The sequence below is a fragment of the Pseudomonas sp. MMS21 TM103 genome (genome assembly GCF_022132145.1).
Lineage (GTDB): Bacteria > Pseudomonadota > Gammaproteobacteria > Pseudomonadales > Pseudomonadaceae > Aquipseudomonas.
Genome location: NZ_JAJISP010000003.1, coordinates 252,563 through 268,781, shown reverse-complemented (window position 1 = coordinate 268,781; position 16,219 = coordinate 252,563). Strand labels below are relative to the sequence as shown.

Genomic DNA, 16,219 nt, shown 5'->3' with positions numbered 1-16,219 from the left:
GGCCAGGAATTTTGAGGAAGACTCTGTATATGAAAACAACCAAAAGTCTGTTGCAAACCGGCGCGCTGACCCTTTCGCTGCTGGCCTGCAGCGTTATGGCGGCAGTGTCGCCAGAAGAGGCTGCCAAGCTGGGTACCACCTTGACGCCAGTCGGCGCCGAGATGGCTGGTAATGCGGACGGCTCGATTCCGGCCTGGACCGGCGGTTTGCCAACCAATGCCGGCACTGTCGACGCTGCCGGCTTCCTGGCCGATCCGTTTGCTAGCGAGCAACCGCTGTTCACCATCACTGCGGCCAACGCCGAACAGTACAAGGACAAGCTGACTCCCGGTCAGCAGGCCATGTTCAAGCGTTACCCGCAAAGCTACAAAATCCCGGTGTACCCAACCCACCGTTCGGCGAGCATGCCGGACTTCGTGCTGGAAGCGGGCAAGCGCAATGCCGTCAACACCAAGATGGTCGAGGGCGGTAACGGGCTGGAGAACTTCGAGCAGGCCAACCCCTTCCCGATTCCGAAGGACGGTCTGGAAGCGATCTGGAACCATATCACCCGTTACCGTGGTGGCAGCGTCAAGCGTCTGGTGACCCAGGCAACTCCGCAGGCAAATGGCTCCTACAGCATGGTCTACTTCCAGGATGAGTTCACCTTCCGTGGTGCGCTCAAGGAGGCCGACACCAGCAAGCCGAGCAACGTGCTGTTCTACTTCAAGCAGCGGGTAACCGCGCCGTCGCGTCTGGCCGGTAACGTCCTGCTGGTGCACGAGACCCTTAACCAGGTGAAGGAGCCGCGTCTGGCGTGGCTGTACAACGCCGGTCAGCGTCGCGTGCGCCGCGCACCGCAGGTGTCCTATGACGGCCCGGGTACCGCTTCCGATGGCCTGCGTACTTCCGACAACTTCGACATGTTCAACGGTGCGCCTGACCGTTACGAGTGGAAGCTGAACGGCAAGAAGGAAATCTACATTCCTTACAACGCCTACGCGTTGGACTCGCCGAAGCTGAAATATGATCAGGTCATCAAGGCCGGTCATATCAACCAGGACCTGACCCGTTACGAACTGCACCGTGTCTGGCATGTGACCGCGACCTTGAAAGCGGGCGAGCGGCACATCTATGCCAAGCGTGACTTCTTCCTCGACGAAGACACCTGGCAAGCCGCGCAAATCGACCACTATGACGGTCGCGGTTCCCTGTGGCGTGTAGCTGAGGCCCATGCCCAGTACTACTACGACAAGAAAGTACCGTGGTACACCCTGGAAACCCTGTATGACCTGCAGTCCGGTCGTTACCTGGCACTGGGTATGAAGAACGAAGAGAGTCAATCCTACGAGTTCGACTACCCGGCCAAAGAAAGCGACTACACCCCGGCTGCCCTGCGTCAGGCAGGCGTCCGTTAACAGTCGTTGATGCAACAGTGAGAGCCGGCCCCTTGGGCCGGCTTTCTTGTTTTAGTCATGCTCCAGTCGCTGGCCGCCATGGCCAGCGGGGCATTACCCTGCGCCCACCGGCCTCGGCTCTGCGCCACCGATGACCGGGGCATGACCTTGCCTTCTCGGCCACCCTCACGTCCTCCGCCACTGCGCGGGCCTCCTGCATCCACCGCGCTTACCCATGCCGCCTGACACTGCCGCGCTGAACTCGCTCAGCCTGAAGCCGAGTGGCGCGCCTGGTAATGATTTGTGTCCATGTCCACATCCAGGCTTCAATTCGCGCGGTTAAGTCGATAGTCTGCGGAGAGTTCGCGCCTGAACTGGCAATGTCCTAACAAGAGCCGGGAGATGACCGATCTGACGCGTATAGCACCTGCAGTCAGCGATAGCGTCCCTCTGGGCGACAGTCGCTTTTTCCGTCCGCCACTGCCAGCCAGCCATGTGTCGCGGCCGCGTTTGTGTGAGCGGCTGGCCGAGGGCCTGGCGGGGCGGTTGCTGCTGGTCAGCGCCCCTGCGGGTTTCGGCAAGAGCTCGCTGGCCAGCGAGTTCTGCCAGGCGCTACCCGAGCACTGGAACAGCCTGTGGCTGGGCCTCAGTCCGCGGGATAGTGATCCCGGGCGTTTTCTCGAGCGCCTGCTGGCTGGTCTGCAGCAGTTTCATCCGGGGTTGGGCGAAGACGCTCAGGCCTTGTTGCGTATGCGCCAGCGGCACCAACCCTTCGCCTTCGAAGAGTGGCTCGATGGCCTGCTTGAAGAGTTGGGCGAGCGCCTGGTACCGACAGCGCCTTTGTTGCTGGTGCTGGACGATTATCACCTGGCTCAGGGCGCGGTGCTCGACCGCTGCCTGCAGTTTCTGCTCAATCATTTACCCGAGGGCCTGGTCGTTCTGGTGACCAGCCGCCAGCGTCCCGACTGGCACCTGGCTCGCCTGCGCCTGTCACGGCAGTTGCTGGAACTGCAGGAGCAGGACTTGCGCCTGACCGAGGACGAGACCCGCGCGCTTCTTGGCAGCCAGGGGGCTCAGCTCAGTGGCCCGGTTCTGGAGGAGTGGCGTCAGCGCAGTGAAGGCTGGGTGGCCGGCTTGCGCCTGTGGCTGTTGACCCGTCAGCAGGCTGACGATGACAGCCCGGAGCGGGTGCCCCAGGGCGACGAGGGGTTGATCCGCGAGTACTTGCTGGAGGAGGTGATCGAGCAGCAGTCGGCCGAGGTGCAGAGCTTCCTGTTCGACACTGCCTGCCTGGAGCGTTTCTGTGTCGAGTTGTGCGATGCCTTGCGGGAGCAGCATGACAGCGCGGCGATTATCCAGCACCTGCAGACCCATCAGGTCTTTCTGGTGCCCCTGGACGAACAGGGGCACTGGTTTCGCTACCACCACCTGTTCTCCGATCTGTTGCGCTCGCGTCCCGCGAGTCAACGCAGCCAGTCCCAGGCGGCCCTGCATCTGCGGGCCTGTCGCTGGTTCAGCAGCCAGGGCCTGCATGAGGAAGCCGTCGATCAGGCGTTGCGTGCCGGCCAGCCGGAAGTGGCGGCCAACCTGGTGCAGAACCTGTCCGAGGAACAATTGCTCGGCGAGCAGAATGTCGCGCGCTTGCTGCGCTGGAAGATGGACCTGCCCGACAGCCTGCTGGCCAGCACGCCACGCCTGCTGGTGTTGTACGGCTGGGCCCTGGCCCTGGCCTGTCAGTTGGATGCGGCCGACGAGCTGATCCAGCAGTTGGGGCGTTTTTTCCCGGCCCCCAACGCGCAGGAGCAGGATGATCTGTTGGCCCAGTGGCTCGCCTTGTCCGGCATCATCGCCCGCGGGCGTGGCCAGGTGCCTGAGGCGGAACACTATTGCAGCGAGGCCCTGGCCCTGCTCAGCAGCAACCGCTGCGGCCCGCGCCTGATGTGCTTGTTCACCCTGGCCAACCTGGCCATGACCAAGGGCGACCTGTGGCGTGCGCGGGGGCTCAACCGCGAGGCACTGGAGCTGGCGCAGCGGGTCGCTAGTCCCTTGTTCGAGGGCCTGGCGCATGCCGAGCGAGCGCGAGTGCTGCACGCCCGGGGTGAGGTTCAGCGCGCCCTGGTCGAGGTGCGCCTGGGCTTGCTGCGGTTGCAGGGGCTCTCGACCCAGCGCGTGTATTCGGTGCGGGCGCGGCTGAATCTGTACGAAGGCTATCTGCTCAGCGTGTCGCTGAACACCCAGGCCGCCCGCACCAAGTTGCTGGCCGGGATCGGTGAGGCGCGCGCCTGTCGCGACATCAGTCTGCTGGTAGGGTATTGCGTGCTGGCCGGGGTCGAGGGACGTGAAGGACGCCTGAGCGAGGCCTTCGCCCAACTGGCCGAAGCCGAGCGCCTGATGCATGCCTGGGACGTGCCGTCGATCTACTATCTGGCCATGATCACGGTGATCAAGTGCGAGCTGTGGTTGTCCCAGGGCCAGCTGGAGTTGGCCGAAGTCTGGCTACAGCGGCTGGCCGAGACCTATTGCGGCGAAACGCCCGGCGCAGCCCCGGAGTTCCACCCGCAGCTGGCCTTGCATATCGAGTTGCAGCAGGCCGCGCTTGAGCGTTTGCAGGGGCGTCTGGAGGTTGCCGAACGGCGTCTGCGCGCACTCAGTCAGTGCGCCCAGTCCGCATCGGGTCACTTGTTCGTGGTGGCTGCCCAGGTGCAATTGGCCCTGCTGCTCAAGGCTTCCGGGCGCGACCGTGAGGCTGCCAGCTGGCTGACCAGTAGCCTGGATGCTGCGCAGGGTGGTGCTTTTCTGCCTTATCAGGAGTTGTTCGTTCACCAGCCGCAATGGCTGCGCGAGCAATTGATGGCGCGCCCCGGTTGTGCCGTGGCTGCCGAGCTGCTCAAGTACCTGCCCCAGACCGAGGCAGTGACGCTGAGCAGGCGCGATAGCCAGCTGACCGAGGCCTTGAGTTCGCGTGAGTTGGCGGTGTTGCAGCTGATCGCCCAGGGTTGCTCGAATCAGGAAATCAGCGAGCAGCTGTTCATTTCGCTGCACACGGTGAAGACCCATGCCCGTCATATCAACGGCAAACTGGGGGTCGAACGGCGTACCCAGGCAGTGGCGCGGGCCAAGGGCCTGGGGCTGTTGCGCTGAGTCGTGGGGCTAGCCGCCATCCGCTCATTGCAATCTGGCCCAGTCTCTATACGTCTCAGGGCAATGCTGGCGCGTCATCTTCAGCCGATCTCACAGGCAGTGCTGATAAACACCGGCTCTAGAAAAATGCCGCTCCTGGTTAAAGTGAGCGGCATTTTGCTACTGCGTTGTAATCAGCCAGCGTCTGTCGTGCTGCGTGGCGAAACCGGTTGATTGTCGTTGGATATCGTCACCTCGACCCGGCGGTTCATCGAGCGGCCAGACGAGGTGTCATTTCCCGACACCGGATATTCCTTGCCATAGCCTTGGGTGACGATGCGCTCCGGGCCAACGCCCATTTTTATCAGCGCCATGCGTACCGAGTTGGCGCGCAGTTGCGACAGGCTCAGGTTGTAAGCGGCGGAGCCGGTGCTGTCGGTGTAACCCTCGACAATCACCTTGCGCTCCGGGCTTTGTTGCAGGTACTGAGCCAGTTTGTTGACGTTGTTCATGCCGCCAGGCTTCAGTTCCGCACGGTTCAGGTCGAATAGTACATCACCGAAAGTTACCAGCATGCCCCGTTCAGTCTTCTTGGCGTTCAGGCTGTCCTGCAGCTGCTTGATTTGTGCATCACGTGCATCCAGTTGCTCGTCACGGGCGTCGATTTGTGCATCACGTGCATCCAAGCGTGCGTTGGCACGTTCGGCGGCGGCTTTGCCCAGGTTCTGTTCGGCGCTACGCAAGGCGATGGTCTGCCTGGCGACTTCGATGCGCTGGTTGGTCAGGTAGGCCAGTTGATCGACTTTTTGTTCATCCTCGCTGGCGCGGTAGGCTTGTTCGGCCTTGTCCAACATCTCGCCGGCACCCTTGGTTTCCAAGGCTGCGACCTTACTGGCTTGCGGGTTCGACTGCAGCGTGGAGAAATTGCTGCGTGCCCTCTCCAGATTGAGGTTGGGCTGCGAGGAGCAGGCGGCCAGGCCTACGCTCAATGCCAGTAAGGCGGGAATCAGTATTTGAGTACGCATCTTCGGGTAATCCTTTATCTGTTGGCGGAGTCTGTGTTCGGTATGTTTGGCAGCCGGGGTCAAAGGCTGCTGCCACGCATACTTTCCTCGCGCATTTCCTCAACGCCTTGGCGGGCGTCTTTCAGGGCTTTTTCAGCCTTGGCTGCCTGGGCTGTGCGTTCTGCCAGGCGGGCATCCCACTCGGCCTGCTCGGCCAGGCGTTTCGCTTCTTCATAGTTATGGTCGTGCAGTTGCTGCTCGGCTTGCTTCAGCTTCTCTTGTGCGGATTTCATTTCAACGGCTGCGAATTCCGGGCCGCCGGCACTGACCGCAGAGTTGACGGCCGATTTGCTCACTGCGAGTTGCTCGCTAGGTGGATTACCGGCGCAGCCGGCCAGCAACAGGCTGCCGCCAAGGGCGAGGGCGGCGAGTGTCCAGGTTGAGCGTTTGCTAGGTTGCGGCCGGGCAGGGGCGATGATCATGGTATTCAGTTCCATTGGTGGTTTCCTTGCGTGAAGTGGTTCCCATGATGGTCACCAGCCAGCGTTGTGACTGAGGGCGACGGACACGTTTGGATAAGGCGCAACACCCATTCCTCGCGACCGTTGGTCAGTAACGCTACTCAAGTTAGAGTACATTCAGTTAAGAAACGTTCAAAAAAAACAACATAAATAACATGTGTATGCGTATTTATTGGGATGGTTCGACGTAGTGTTTTATTTGTTGAACGCTGTGCGCGCAGGCCCGCCGCTCCAGTTGCTGGCGCATGCAGATATTTCATGGGTTGTGCAAATAGCGAAGGTCGCCTCCAGGCGTTCGCGGCAAGACGCTGCACTCTGCAGCACAGCGTCCCGCTTCGGAGCCTAGGTCGGCGAGCCATTTGGCGCGTAGCAACTGCCCGGCAGATGGGGGCCGCACCGGTTTATCCGGGCTAGTTCAGTAGCGGGCGATCGCAGTAGGCCGAAGTGTTTCCACAGCCGCTCAGTGGTTGGTGCTGTCCTGCTGCTCGCTCAGTTCGTGCAGATACTTGCGTGACAGGGCGAGAAAGCGTGGGGTTGGGCCGATGTCTTCATAGAGCGGATTGCCTTCCTCGTCGGTGGCCACCACCTGACTCCCCTTGACGTACGGCAGGCTGGTTTCCAGATCTTCCAGCGCCGCGCCGATCAGCTCGCCGAGTAGTGCTTCCGGGCTGCGTTTGGGGTACATCTCGGCCAGAGCTGCCAGGCGTGCTGCCGCCTCCACATCGAGATTGATCTGATACAGGTTGCGCGTCATACGGCCCTTGGCATTTTGTTCCCAATGGTGGACAAGCTCGCGAACTTTCATGACTACTTCGTCCTTAACCTGCTCGTGGCAGGTGGTTGTGCAATATGTATTCGGTCACGTCCTTTTGCGACGGGCCTGATTAGAGCCTAGACCGGCCAGGCGCTCTTGTCGGTTCTGCGTCGCACGCTTGTAAGATGTTGCCGTGCTGGGCACTCTTGGGGTTAACGCTTGAGCGGAGAGTCAGTCATGGCAGAAATCGACGCGCGTCTGCGCGAGGATGTTCATCAGCTTGGCGAGCTGCTGGGAAACACCATCAGTGCCCAGCGCGGGACGGTTTTTCTCGACAAGATCGAGCGCATTCGCAAGGGCGCCAAAGCGGCGCGGCGTGGTTCGGCTGCTGGTGCCGAGCAGCTCAGCGCGGGCCTCGAACAGCTCGCCGACGATGAACTGCTGCCGGTGGCGCGGGCGTTCAATCAGTTTCTCAACCTGGCCAATATCGCCGAGCAATATCATCGCATCCGTCGCCGTGACCCTGACGAGCCGGAACCCTTCGAGTCGCGGGTGCTGGCCGAATTGCTGCAGCGCCTGCTGGCCAGCGGCCACGGCGCCGATGCGTTGGCGCGCCAGTTCGGCCGCCTGGACATCGAGTTGGTGTTGACCGCTCACCCGACCGAAGTGGCGCGGCGTACCCTGATCCAGAAATACGATGCGATCGCCGCGCAGCTGGCGGCGGGGGACCATAGCGACCTGTCGGCGGCCGAGCGCGAGCAGGTCGCCGAGCATTTGCAGCGCCTGATCGCGGAGGCCTGGCATACCGAAGAAATCCGCCGCAGCCGACCCACTCCGGTGGACGAAGCCAAGTGGGGCTTCGCCGTGATCGAGCATTCGCTGTGGCAGGCGGTGCCGAATTTTCTGCGCAAGGCTGATCATGCCTTGCATGCAGCCACCGGCATGCACCTGTCGCTGGACGCCGCGCCGATTCGCTTCGCCTCCTGGATGGGCGGAGACCGCGACGGCAACCCGAACGTCACTGCCGCGGTGACCCGCGAGGTGTTGCTGCTGGCGCGCTGGATGGCGGCCGACCTGTACCTGCGTGATATCGATCAACTGGCCGCCGGGCTGTCCATGCAGCAAGCCAGTCCCGAGCTGCTGGCTCGCGTCGGCGATAGCGCCGAGCCTTATCGCAGCCTGCTCAAGCAACTGCGCGAACGCCTGCGTGCCACCCGTAGCTGGGCTCAGGAGGCGTTGCACGGGCCGCTCGCAGCGCCAGCGGCGGTGTTGCAGGACAACCGTGAACTGCTCGAGCCGCTGGAGTGCTGCTTCCAATCGTTGCACGCCTGCGGCATGGGCGTGATCGCCAATGGCCCCCTGCTCGATTGCCTGCGCCGCGCCGCCACTTTCGGCTTGTTCCTGGTGCGTCTTGACGTGCGTCAGGACTCCAGCCGCCACGCCGCGGCGCTCGATGAAATTACCGATTACCTGGGCCTGGGGCGTTACGCCGAGTTGGATGAGGACGCGCGGCAGCAGTTTCTCCTGGCCGAGTTGGACAACCGTCGACCGCTGTTGCCGAGCCACTTCAAACCCAGCGCCGATACTGCCGAGGTACTTGCCACCTGCCGTGAGGTGGCGGCCGCGCCGGCGGCCTCGCTGGGCTCCTATGTGATCTCCATGGCCGGTGCGCCTTCCGATGTGCTGGCCGTACAACTGTTGTTGAAGGAGTCGGGGCTGTTGCGCCCGATCCGTGTGGTGCCGCTGTTCGAAACCCTCGCCGACCTGGACAACGCCGGCCCGGTGATCGACCGACTGCTCAGCCTCAAGGGCTATCGCGCGCGCCTGCATGGCCCGCAGGAAGTGATGATTGGTTATTCCGATTCGGCCAAGGATGCCGGTACCACTGCTGCGGCCTGGGCGCAGTACCGCGCCCAGGAGCAACTGGTGCAGGTCTGTGCCGCGCAGCAGGTCGAGTTGCTGCTGTTTCACGGCCGTGGCGGCACCGTTGGCCGCGGTGGCGGTCCGGCTCATGCGGCGATCCTCTCGCAGCCGCCGGGTTCGGTGGCGGGGCGTTTTCGCACCACCGAACAAGGCGAAATGATCCGCTTCAAGTTCGGCCTGCCGGATATCGCCGAGCAAAACCTCAACCTTTACCTGGCCGCGGTGCTTGAGGCCACCCTGTTGCCACCGCCGACGCCCGAACCGGCCTGGTGCGACGTGATGGACAAGCTGGCCGCCGATGGCGTCACGGCCTATCGCGGTGTGGTGCGCGAGCATCCACAGTTCGTCGAATACTTTCGCCAAGCCACGCCGGAGCAGGAACTCGGTCGCCTGCCCTTGGGCAGCCGCCCGGCCAAGCGTCGTGAGGGCGGGGTGGAGAGCTTGCGGGCTATTCCCTGGATTTTCGCCTGGACCCAGACCCGTCTGATGTTGCCGGCCTGGCTTGGCTGGGAGTTCGCCCTGAGCAGCGCGCTGAAACGCGGTGAAGGTGAGCTGCTGGAGCAGATGCGCGAGCATTGGCCGTTCTTTCGCACCCGCATCGACATGCTGGAAATGGTCCTGGCCAAGGCCGATGGGGCGATTGCCCGGCTCTACGATGAGCGCCTGGTCGAGCCATCCTTGCGGCCCTTGGGTGAACATTTACGCGACCTATTGTCGCAGGCTGTTGCGGCGGTACTGGGTTTGACCGGTCAGTCGCAGCTGTTGGCGCACAGTCCCGAGACCCTGGAGTTCATCAGCGTGCGCAACACCTACCTCGACCCCTTGCACCTGCTTCAGGCCGAACTGCTGGCTCGCTCCAGGCAGCGTGATAGCGAGGCCGACAGCCCGCTGGAGCAGGCTTTGCTGGTCAGTGTCGCCGGTATCGCCGCCGGCTTGCGTAACACCGGCTAGCGGCGGCGGCTCGGGCGTTTTCCGGGTGCCCTGGACGAACTCCAGAAGCACCCGATCGCGGCCTGATGGCGCCTGAAAGGCCCTGGTTTATCCGACTTTCGGTGACTTGTGCGGTGGGGGTGCGCTGTGTATCTTGATCAACCTTTTGGCCGCTTGGCACCTTGCCAGCGCTGCCCGAACCATTCTGAGATTGGCCCCATGAGGCGAGTCCGACGCTTTTTTATTTAATCTTGAGGAGCACATCGATGCGCGTGATTCTGCTAGGAGCGCCCGGTGCCGGCAAAGGTACCCAGGCCGGTTTCATCACCAAGAAGTTTGGTATTCCGCAAATCTCCACCGGCGACATGCTGCGTGCTGCGGTCAAGGCCGGCACCGAACTTGGCCTGAAAGCCAAAGGCATCATGGACAGTGGCGGCCTGGTTTCCGATGACCTGATCATCAATCTGGTCAAGGAACGCATCACCCAGCCCGATTGCGTCAATGGTTTCCTCTTCGATGGCTTCCCGCGCACCATTCCCCAGGCCGAAGCCCTGAAGGAAGCTGGGGTGAACATCGACCATGTAGTGGAAATCGCTGTCGACGACGAGGAAATCGTTGGGCGTATTGCCGGTCGTCGCGTGCATCCGGGGTCCGGGCGCGTCTACCACACCGAACACAACCCACCACAGGTCGCTGGTAAAGACGACCAAACCGGCGAAGAGCTGATCCAGCGCGACGACGACAAGGAAGAGACCGTGCGTCACCGCCTGTCGGTCTACCATTCGCAGACCAAGCCGCTGGTGGATTTCTATCAGAAACTTGCCGCGGCCAATGGCACGCCGAAATACAGCGCCATTGCCGGCGTTGGGAGCGTGGACGACATTACTGCCAAGGTGCTTGCCGCCCTGAGTTAAGTCTTGATCCGCAACTGTTCAACGGCCCGCTTGCGGGCCGTTGTCGTTTCTGGATGTGCAGCAGGCGCGGCGGGGTTCGGTTAAATCAGCGTCGCTCTCAGAACAGTAGCCTTGCCCAGGCAAGCTAGTCTCGAGTGTCTGGTCTATACCAGGTGGACTTATTTCTTCATTGGACGGAAGTAGGAGAACACATGAGAGCTATGCATGCGTGGATGATCGGTCTGGCCATGAGCGTTGCGTCCCTGGGCGCCGCGGCTACCGAACTGCAACACTGGCCGAGCGAAGCCGCCGCCCAACTCGACAGCATGATTGCCGCCAACGCCAATAAAGGCGCCTATGCGGTGTTCGATATGGATAACACCACCTACCAGTTCGATATCGAGGAGTCGCTGCTGCCCTACCTGGAAATGAAGGGGTTGCTGACCCGCGAAACCATGGACCCATCGCTCAAGCTGATTCCGTTCAAGGACACGCCAGGGTTCAAGGAAAGCCTCAATAGCTACTACTACCGCCTGTGCGAAGTCGACAACCTGATCTGCTATCCCTGGGTGGCGCAGATATTCGCCGGTTTCACCTTGCGTGAGCTGAAGGGTTATGTCGACGAGGTCATGGCCTACGGCAAGCCGATCCCGCTCAAGTACTACGATGGCGACAAGGTGGTCGATGGCAGTGTCAATCCGCCCAAGCCCTTCGCCGGCATGCAGGAGTTGTACAACCGCCTGCAGGAAAACGGTATCGAAGTCTATGTGATCAGTGCAGCCAGCGAGGAGCTGGTGCGGATGATCGCCAGTGATCCCAAGTACGGCTACAACGTCAAGCCGGCCAACGTCATCGGCGTCAATATGCTGCTCAAGGACCGCAAGAGCGGCGCCCTGACCACCTCGCGCCTGCAGGTGCAGAAGGGCCGCTACGATCCGGCAAAGAACCTCGGCCTGGAGCTTACGCCTTACCTGATGAACCCGATGACCTGGTACGAGGGCAAGCTCGGCACCATCTTCGGCTGGATCGACCAGTGGCAGAAGCCGGTACTGGTGGCGGGTGACACGCCGCTGTCCGATGGCTACATGCTGTTCAATGCGACCGACACCAGCAAGGGGGGGCTGCGGGTCTGGGTCGATCGCAAGGCCAAATACACCCAGCAGGTCAAGGATTGGCAGGCCTCTGCGGCCAAGCGCCAGGGCGAACTGGGCTTGCCGGTGAATGCCGACAAAAACTGGGTCGTGGTCACGCCCGACCAATTGCACTAGGGGCCTGCGGGGCCAGCCTGCGGGCGGGTTCCGTTGTCCGGCTGCCGCAATGGCAGTCCGGACAGCTGGCAAAAATGCTGGTAAACCGTTTTAATGCCCGCCCACTCGCCAACCTGTCCGAATCACGATGACCACTCTACTGGCCCTGGATACCGCTACCGAAGCCTGCTCCGTCGCCTTGCTGCATGACGGCCAGGTAATCAGCCATTACGAGGTGATTCCGCGCCAGCATGCCCAGCGCCTGTTGCCGATGATCAAGGATCTGCTGGCCCAGGCCGGTGTGCCACTGTCGGCGCTGGATGCGCTGGCCTTCGGCCGTGGTCCGGGGGCCTTTACCGGCGTACGGATTGCGGTCGGCGTGGTGCAAGGCCTGGCATTTGCCCTGGATCGTCCGGTCGTGCCGGTGTCCAACCTTGCCGTGCTGGCCCAGCGCGCGCAGCGCGAGCATGGCGCCAGCCAGGTAGCTGCAGCCATCGACGCCCGTATGGATGAGATCTACTGGGGCTGCTATCGCAGCGAAAACGGGGAAATGCGCCTTGCCGGCGACGAAGTGGTGTCGCCGCCTGAGCAGGTCGCGTTGCCGCCTGACGCCACGGGTGACTGGTTCGGCGCCGGCACCGGCTGGGGCACGTTCGCCGCGCGCATCCCGTTGACCCCCTATGCCCAGGATGATGGGATGCTGCCGCATGCCGAAGACCTGCTCAGCCTGGCGCGCTTTGCCTGGGCGCGGGGTGAGGCTGTGGTGGCGGACGAGGCCCTGCCGGTGTACCTGCGCGACAAGGTCGCCACGCCGAAAGCGCCGCGCTAAGGGGCTAACCCTGCATGGGTGGTGCCCGGGCTAATGGCCAAGGCGCGCCGTCTGTAAGCACCAGCTTGCGGGTGGTCCGCTAGTTCACCAGGACGGGCCGCCTGGATGCTCAGCGTCGGCCCGTTCCACGATTGATTGCCAATCCGTCTGGGCGAGGCTAAATTGCATGCACTTTCACCCATTTGGCTGACCACTGCCGAGCAGTAATAGATGCGCATCGACGGCTCCATACCTTCCTACTCGCCAGATCGCGGGCCTCGTTCGGGCACGGCGGTCACGCCGTTTCGCGAAGCCCAGCGCGAGATAGAGCAGCGTCGTGAGCAACCGGCGGCCCCGGCGAGCAGTCAGGGTTTCGAGCAAACAGCGCAAACCCGTCGGGTACAGGCTGCCAACGCCAGCACCGACAGCCTGCCGGCCCGGGCGCAGAACCTGGGCTACCAATCTGCCGTGAGCAATCGCGCGGCCCAGGCGATTGCCAGCTACAGTGCCACCGCTACCTATTCCAGCGAGCCTGACGCCCAGGAAATACTGGGCCTTGATCTCTTCGCCTGATAACCACCGCTGATGCGTCCCTACTTCCTTGGCTGCCCGTCCTGGAGCGAGCCGGCCTGGCGTGGTTCGCTGTACCCGGACAGCGCCCGCCCGGCGGACTTTTTGCCGCGCTACGCTGAGGTCTTCAATGCAGTCGAGGGCAATACCACCTTCTATGCGCGACCCTCGGCCGCCTCGGTTGCCCGCTGGGCCGCGCTGATGCCCAACCACTTTCATTTTTGCGCCAAACTGCCGCGCGATATCAGTCACGCTGGGGATTTACGCGAACAGCTCGCCGCCAGCGATGACTTTCGCCAGCTGCTGGCGCCCTTGGGGACGCGGGCGGCGCCATTCTGGTTGCAGTTGCCCGCCAGCTTCGGCCCGTCGCGTCTGGCTGAGTTGAGTGCCTTTATCGAGCACTGGGCTGGAGGCGCACTGGCTGTCGAGCTGCGGCATCCGCTGTTCTTCAGCAAGGGGCAAGAGGAGCGGGCGCTCAATCGCCTGCTGCTGGAACGCGGCATCGAGCGGATCAGCCTGGATGCGCGGGCGTTGTTCAGTTGTGTCTCGCAGGAGCCGGCACTGCTGCATGCCCAGGCGAAGAAACCGCGCCTGCCGGTTCGGCCGACGGCGTTTAGCCAGGCACCGCAGCTGCGCTTCATTGGCCACCCCGAACTCGCCGCCAACGACCGCTTCATGGCGCCCTGGCTGGACAAGGTCGCCGCCTGGATCGAGGAGGGGCGTAGCCCTCACGTGTTCCTGCACACCTCCGACAACCGCCTGGCGCCGCAACTGGCCCGGCGTTTCCATATCCAGTTGATGGCCCGTTTGCCGGGGCTGGCGGCGTTGCCTGAGCCCGTCGTCGAACCTGCGCTCGAGCAACTGGGCCTGCTCTGATTGGCAGCCCTGGCAGCTCGATTGCGTCAGTGTGCTGATGGCCATGGATTCATCCTTCCAGCATGACGTTCAGCTCGGCACCTTTCTGGCTCGGGGCCTGCTCGATCCGCCAGGCGTGATGCGCGCGACTGCCGAAGTAGGCGAAGCAGAACCGGGCTTCGCGCGGTCGATGGCAAGATGCCGGGCGCCTTGCTCGATACGACTCGGCCCGCGCAACCCAGTGCGCGGACGTAGGAGGCAGCTGCGAGATAACCGCTTGCGGCCTGGGTGCATCACCAGGAGCAGTTGGGTTGCTAGACGACTGGTCTATTTAGGGTGTATGGTCGCCGCCATGAAAAGCGCCTACGACGATACCCGCCAACACCTGCTCGACACCGGTCACCGCATCATGGCCGGCAAAGGCTTTAGCGGTGTGGGCCTGAATGAGATCTTGCAGACCGCCGGCGTGCCCAAAGGCTCGTTCTATCACTACTTCAAATCCAAGGAGCTGTTCGGTCAGGCCTTGCTCGAGGACTATTTCAAGAAGTACCTGGAGCAACTGGAGCGGCGTTTCGCCGCCGACGGTCAGCCGGCCCGCGCGCGTTTGATGGATTACTGGCAGCAGTGGTTGGGCAGCTACTCGGGCCCCTGCAGTCAACAGCAGTGCCTGGTGGTCAAGCTGAGCGCCGAGGTCGCCGACCTCTCCGAAAGCATGCGCATCACCTTGCGTGATGGTACGGACCGGATCATCGCCAGCCTGGCCGACTGTATCGAGGCCGGCAAACAGGATGGCTCGCTGGTGCATAGCGAGCCCCGGCAAACCGCTACGCTGCTCTACCAGTTATGGCTGGGCGCCAGCCTGCTGGCCAAGCTACACCGCAACAGCCTGCCTATGGAGCAGGCGATGAGCATGACGCGCAAGCTGCTCGACTAACCATTTGCCGCATCCGTACCCGCCCGCATGGCGGGTATTTTTGGCGGCGTCTCTAGACGACTGGTCTAATTAGTTCACTTGAATATCGAACGAATTCGACCCATCGAGGATCACACTACTCATGCTCAATTTCGATTTCTACAACCCCACCCACATCAGCTTCGGCGAAGGCCGCATCGCCGAACTCGACCGCCTGATCCCGGCCAAGGCGCGGGTGCTGGTGCTGTTTGGTGGCGACAGTGCCCGGCGCACCGGGACCCTGGCCGAAGTGCAGGGTGCCCTGGCGGATCGCGAGGTACTGCTGTTTGGTGGTATCGAGCCCAACCCCAGTTACGAAACCCTGATGGAAGCGGTGGCGCTGGTGCGCCGTGAGGCCGTGGACTTCCTGCTGGCGGTGGGCGGTGGTTCGGTGATCGATGGCACCAAGTTTGTCGCGGCGGCTGCCAACTACGCCGGCGAGCCGTGGGAGATCCTCCAGAGCCATGGCAGCAAGGTCACTCAGGCATTGCCCTTCGGCGCGGTCCTGACCCTGCCGGCGACCGGTTCGGAGATGAACAACGGTGGCGTGGTCACCCGCAAGTCCGAGCAGGCCAAGCTGCCATTTCGTAACAAGTTGCTGTTCCCGGTGTTCTCGATTCTCGACCCCAGCAAGACCTTTACCCTGCCGGAACGCCAGGTGGCCAACGGTGTGGTCGATGCGTTTGTGCATGTGGTCGAGCAGTACCTGACTTACCCGGGCGATGCTCCGGTCCAGGACCGCTTCGCCGAAGGCCTGCTGCTGACACTGATCGAGCTCGGCCCCAAGGCGTTGAGTCAGCCGCAGGATTACCAGGTACGCGCTAACCTGATGTGGGTGGCGACTCTGGCGCTGAATGGTCTGATCGGCGCGGGCGTTCCGCAAGACTGGGCCACGCACATGATCGGTCATGAAATCACCGCTTTGTATGGTTTGGATCATGCTCAGACCCTGGCCGTTGTGCTACCGGTCATGTTGCAGCAGCGCCGCGCAGCCAAGCATGCCAAATTGCTGCAATACGCCGAACGGGTATGGGGCTTGAGCAGCGGCAGCGAAGAGCAGCGCATTGACGCAGCCATAGTGCGTACCCGTGATTTTTTCGAGGCCCTCGGGGTGAAAACCCGCCTGGGCGATTACCAACTGGGGCAGGAAGTGGTCGAGCCACTGATCGCTCAACTCGAGGCACACGGCATGACCCGCCTGGGCGAGCAGCGTGATGTCACACCGGCCATCAGCCGCCAGGTGCTGCAAGCCTGCCTTTAATTCAC

Annotated in this window: 13 protein-coding genes; 10 read left to right on the top strand and 3 right to left on the bottom strand. The window is 62.5% G+C overall.

Translation table 11 applies throughout. The annotated features are described in order from the left end of the window. Nucleotides 1-29 precede the first annotated feature (29 nt). Both LJY18_RS12330 and LJY18_RS12325 read left to right on the top strand, forming a co-directional pair. Nucleotides 30-1,397, top strand: coding sequence for a DUF1329 domain-containing protein (locus LJY18_RS12330; protein ID WP_238042111.1), 1,368 nt, complete (start codon nt 30-32; stop codon nt 1,395-1,397). Nucleotides 1,398-1,778: 381 nt separating this feature from the next. Further along, complete coding sequence (locus LJY18_RS12325; RefSeq protein WP_238042110.1) at nt 1,779-4,517, top strand: LuxR C-terminal-related transcriptional regulator; 2,739 nt, start codon at nt 1,779-1,781, stop codon at nt 4,515-4,517. A gap of 173 nt (nt 4,518-4,690) precedes the next feature. Here the strand turns inward: LJY18_RS12325 and LJY18_RS12320 are convergent, their stop codons facing one another. From LJY18_RS12320 to LJY18_RS12310, 3 genes are all read right to left on the bottom strand, one after another. Next, nucleotides 4,691-5,521 (bottom strand): OmpA family protein, encoded by an 831-nt coding sequence (locus LJY18_RS12320; RefSeq protein ID WP_238042109.1) that lies wholly within the window; start codon nt 5,519-5,521, stop codon nt 4,691-4,693. Nucleotides 5,522-5,580: 59 nt separating this feature from the next. After that, nucleotides 5,581-5,997, bottom strand: coding sequence for a DUF4398 domain-containing protein (locus LJY18_RS12315; RefSeq protein WP_372866120.1), 417 nt, complete (start codon nt 5,995-5,997; stop codon nt 5,581-5,583). A 484-nt stretch (nt 5,998-6,481) separates the two neighbouring features. Continuing rightward, the gene (locus LJY18_RS12310) at nt 6,482-6,826 is read right to left on the bottom strand and encodes a pilin assembly protein (RefSeq protein WP_238042108.1); all 345 of its coding nucleotides are present in this window, start codon (nt 6,824-6,826) and stop codon (nt 6,482-6,484) included. Between the two features lie 186 nt (nt 6,827-7,012). Here LJY18_RS12310 and ppc point away from each other — a divergent pair, with 186 nt between their 5' ends. The 8 genes from ppc to LJY18_RS12270 all read left to right on the top strand — a co-directional run bounded on the left by ppc (nt 7,013) and on the right by LJY18_RS12270 (nt 16,214). Continuing rightward, a complete protein-coding gene (gene ppc / locus LJY18_RS12305; protein ID WP_238042107.1) occupies nt 7,013-9,649 on the top strand; it encodes a phosphoenolpyruvate carboxylase in 2,637 nt (878 codons plus the stop codon). Nucleotides 9,650-9,894: 245 nt separating this feature from the next. Then, complete coding sequence (gene adk, locus LJY18_RS12300) at nt 9,895-10,542, top strand: adenylate kinase (RefSeq protein WP_238042106.1); 648 nt, start codon at nt 9,895-9,897, stop codon at nt 10,540-10,542. 191 nt (nt 10,543-10,733) lie between these two features. Continuing rightward, nucleotides 10,734-11,789, top strand: a complete 1,056-nt coding sequence (locus tag LJY18_RS12295) for a haloacid dehalogenase-like hydrolase (protein ID WP_442964488.1) — start codon at nt 10,734-10,736, stop codon at nt 11,787-11,789. A 127-nt stretch (nt 11,790-11,916) separates the two neighbouring features. After that, nucleotides 11,917-12,597 (top strand): tRNA (adenosine(37)-N6)-threonylcarbamoyltransferase complex dimerization subunit type 1 TsaB, encoded by a 681-nt coding sequence (gene tsaB, locus LJY18_RS12290; protein ID WP_238042105.1) that lies wholly within the window; start codon nt 11,917-11,919, stop codon nt 12,595-12,597. Nucleotides 12,598-12,807: 210 nt separating this feature from the next. Next, complete coding sequence (locus LJY18_RS12285) at nt 12,808-13,149, top strand: hypothetical protein (protein WP_238042104.1); 342 nt, start codon at nt 12,808-12,810, stop codon at nt 13,147-13,149. A gap of 12 nt (nt 13,150-13,161) precedes the next feature. Then, nucleotides 13,162-14,022, top strand: a complete 861-nt coding sequence (locus tag LJY18_RS12280; RefSeq protein WP_238042103.1) for a DUF72 domain-containing protein — start codon at nt 13,162-13,164, stop codon at nt 14,020-14,022. A 331-nt stretch (nt 14,023-14,353) separates the two neighbouring features. Beyond that, complete coding sequence (locus LJY18_RS12275; protein ID WP_238042102.1) at nt 14,354-14,935, top strand: TetR/AcrR family transcriptional regulator; 582 nt, start codon at nt 14,354-14,356, stop codon at nt 14,933-14,935. 121 nt (nt 14,936-15,056) lie between these two features. Next, nucleotides 15,057-16,214 carry an iron-containing alcohol dehydrogenase gene (locus LJY18_RS12270; protein ID WP_238042101.1) on the top strand — a complete coding sequence of 386 codons (1,158 nt, stop codon included), beginning with the start codon at nt 15,057-15,059 and terminating at the stop codon, nt 16,212-16,214. Nucleotides 16,215-16,219 lie beyond the last annotated feature (5 nt).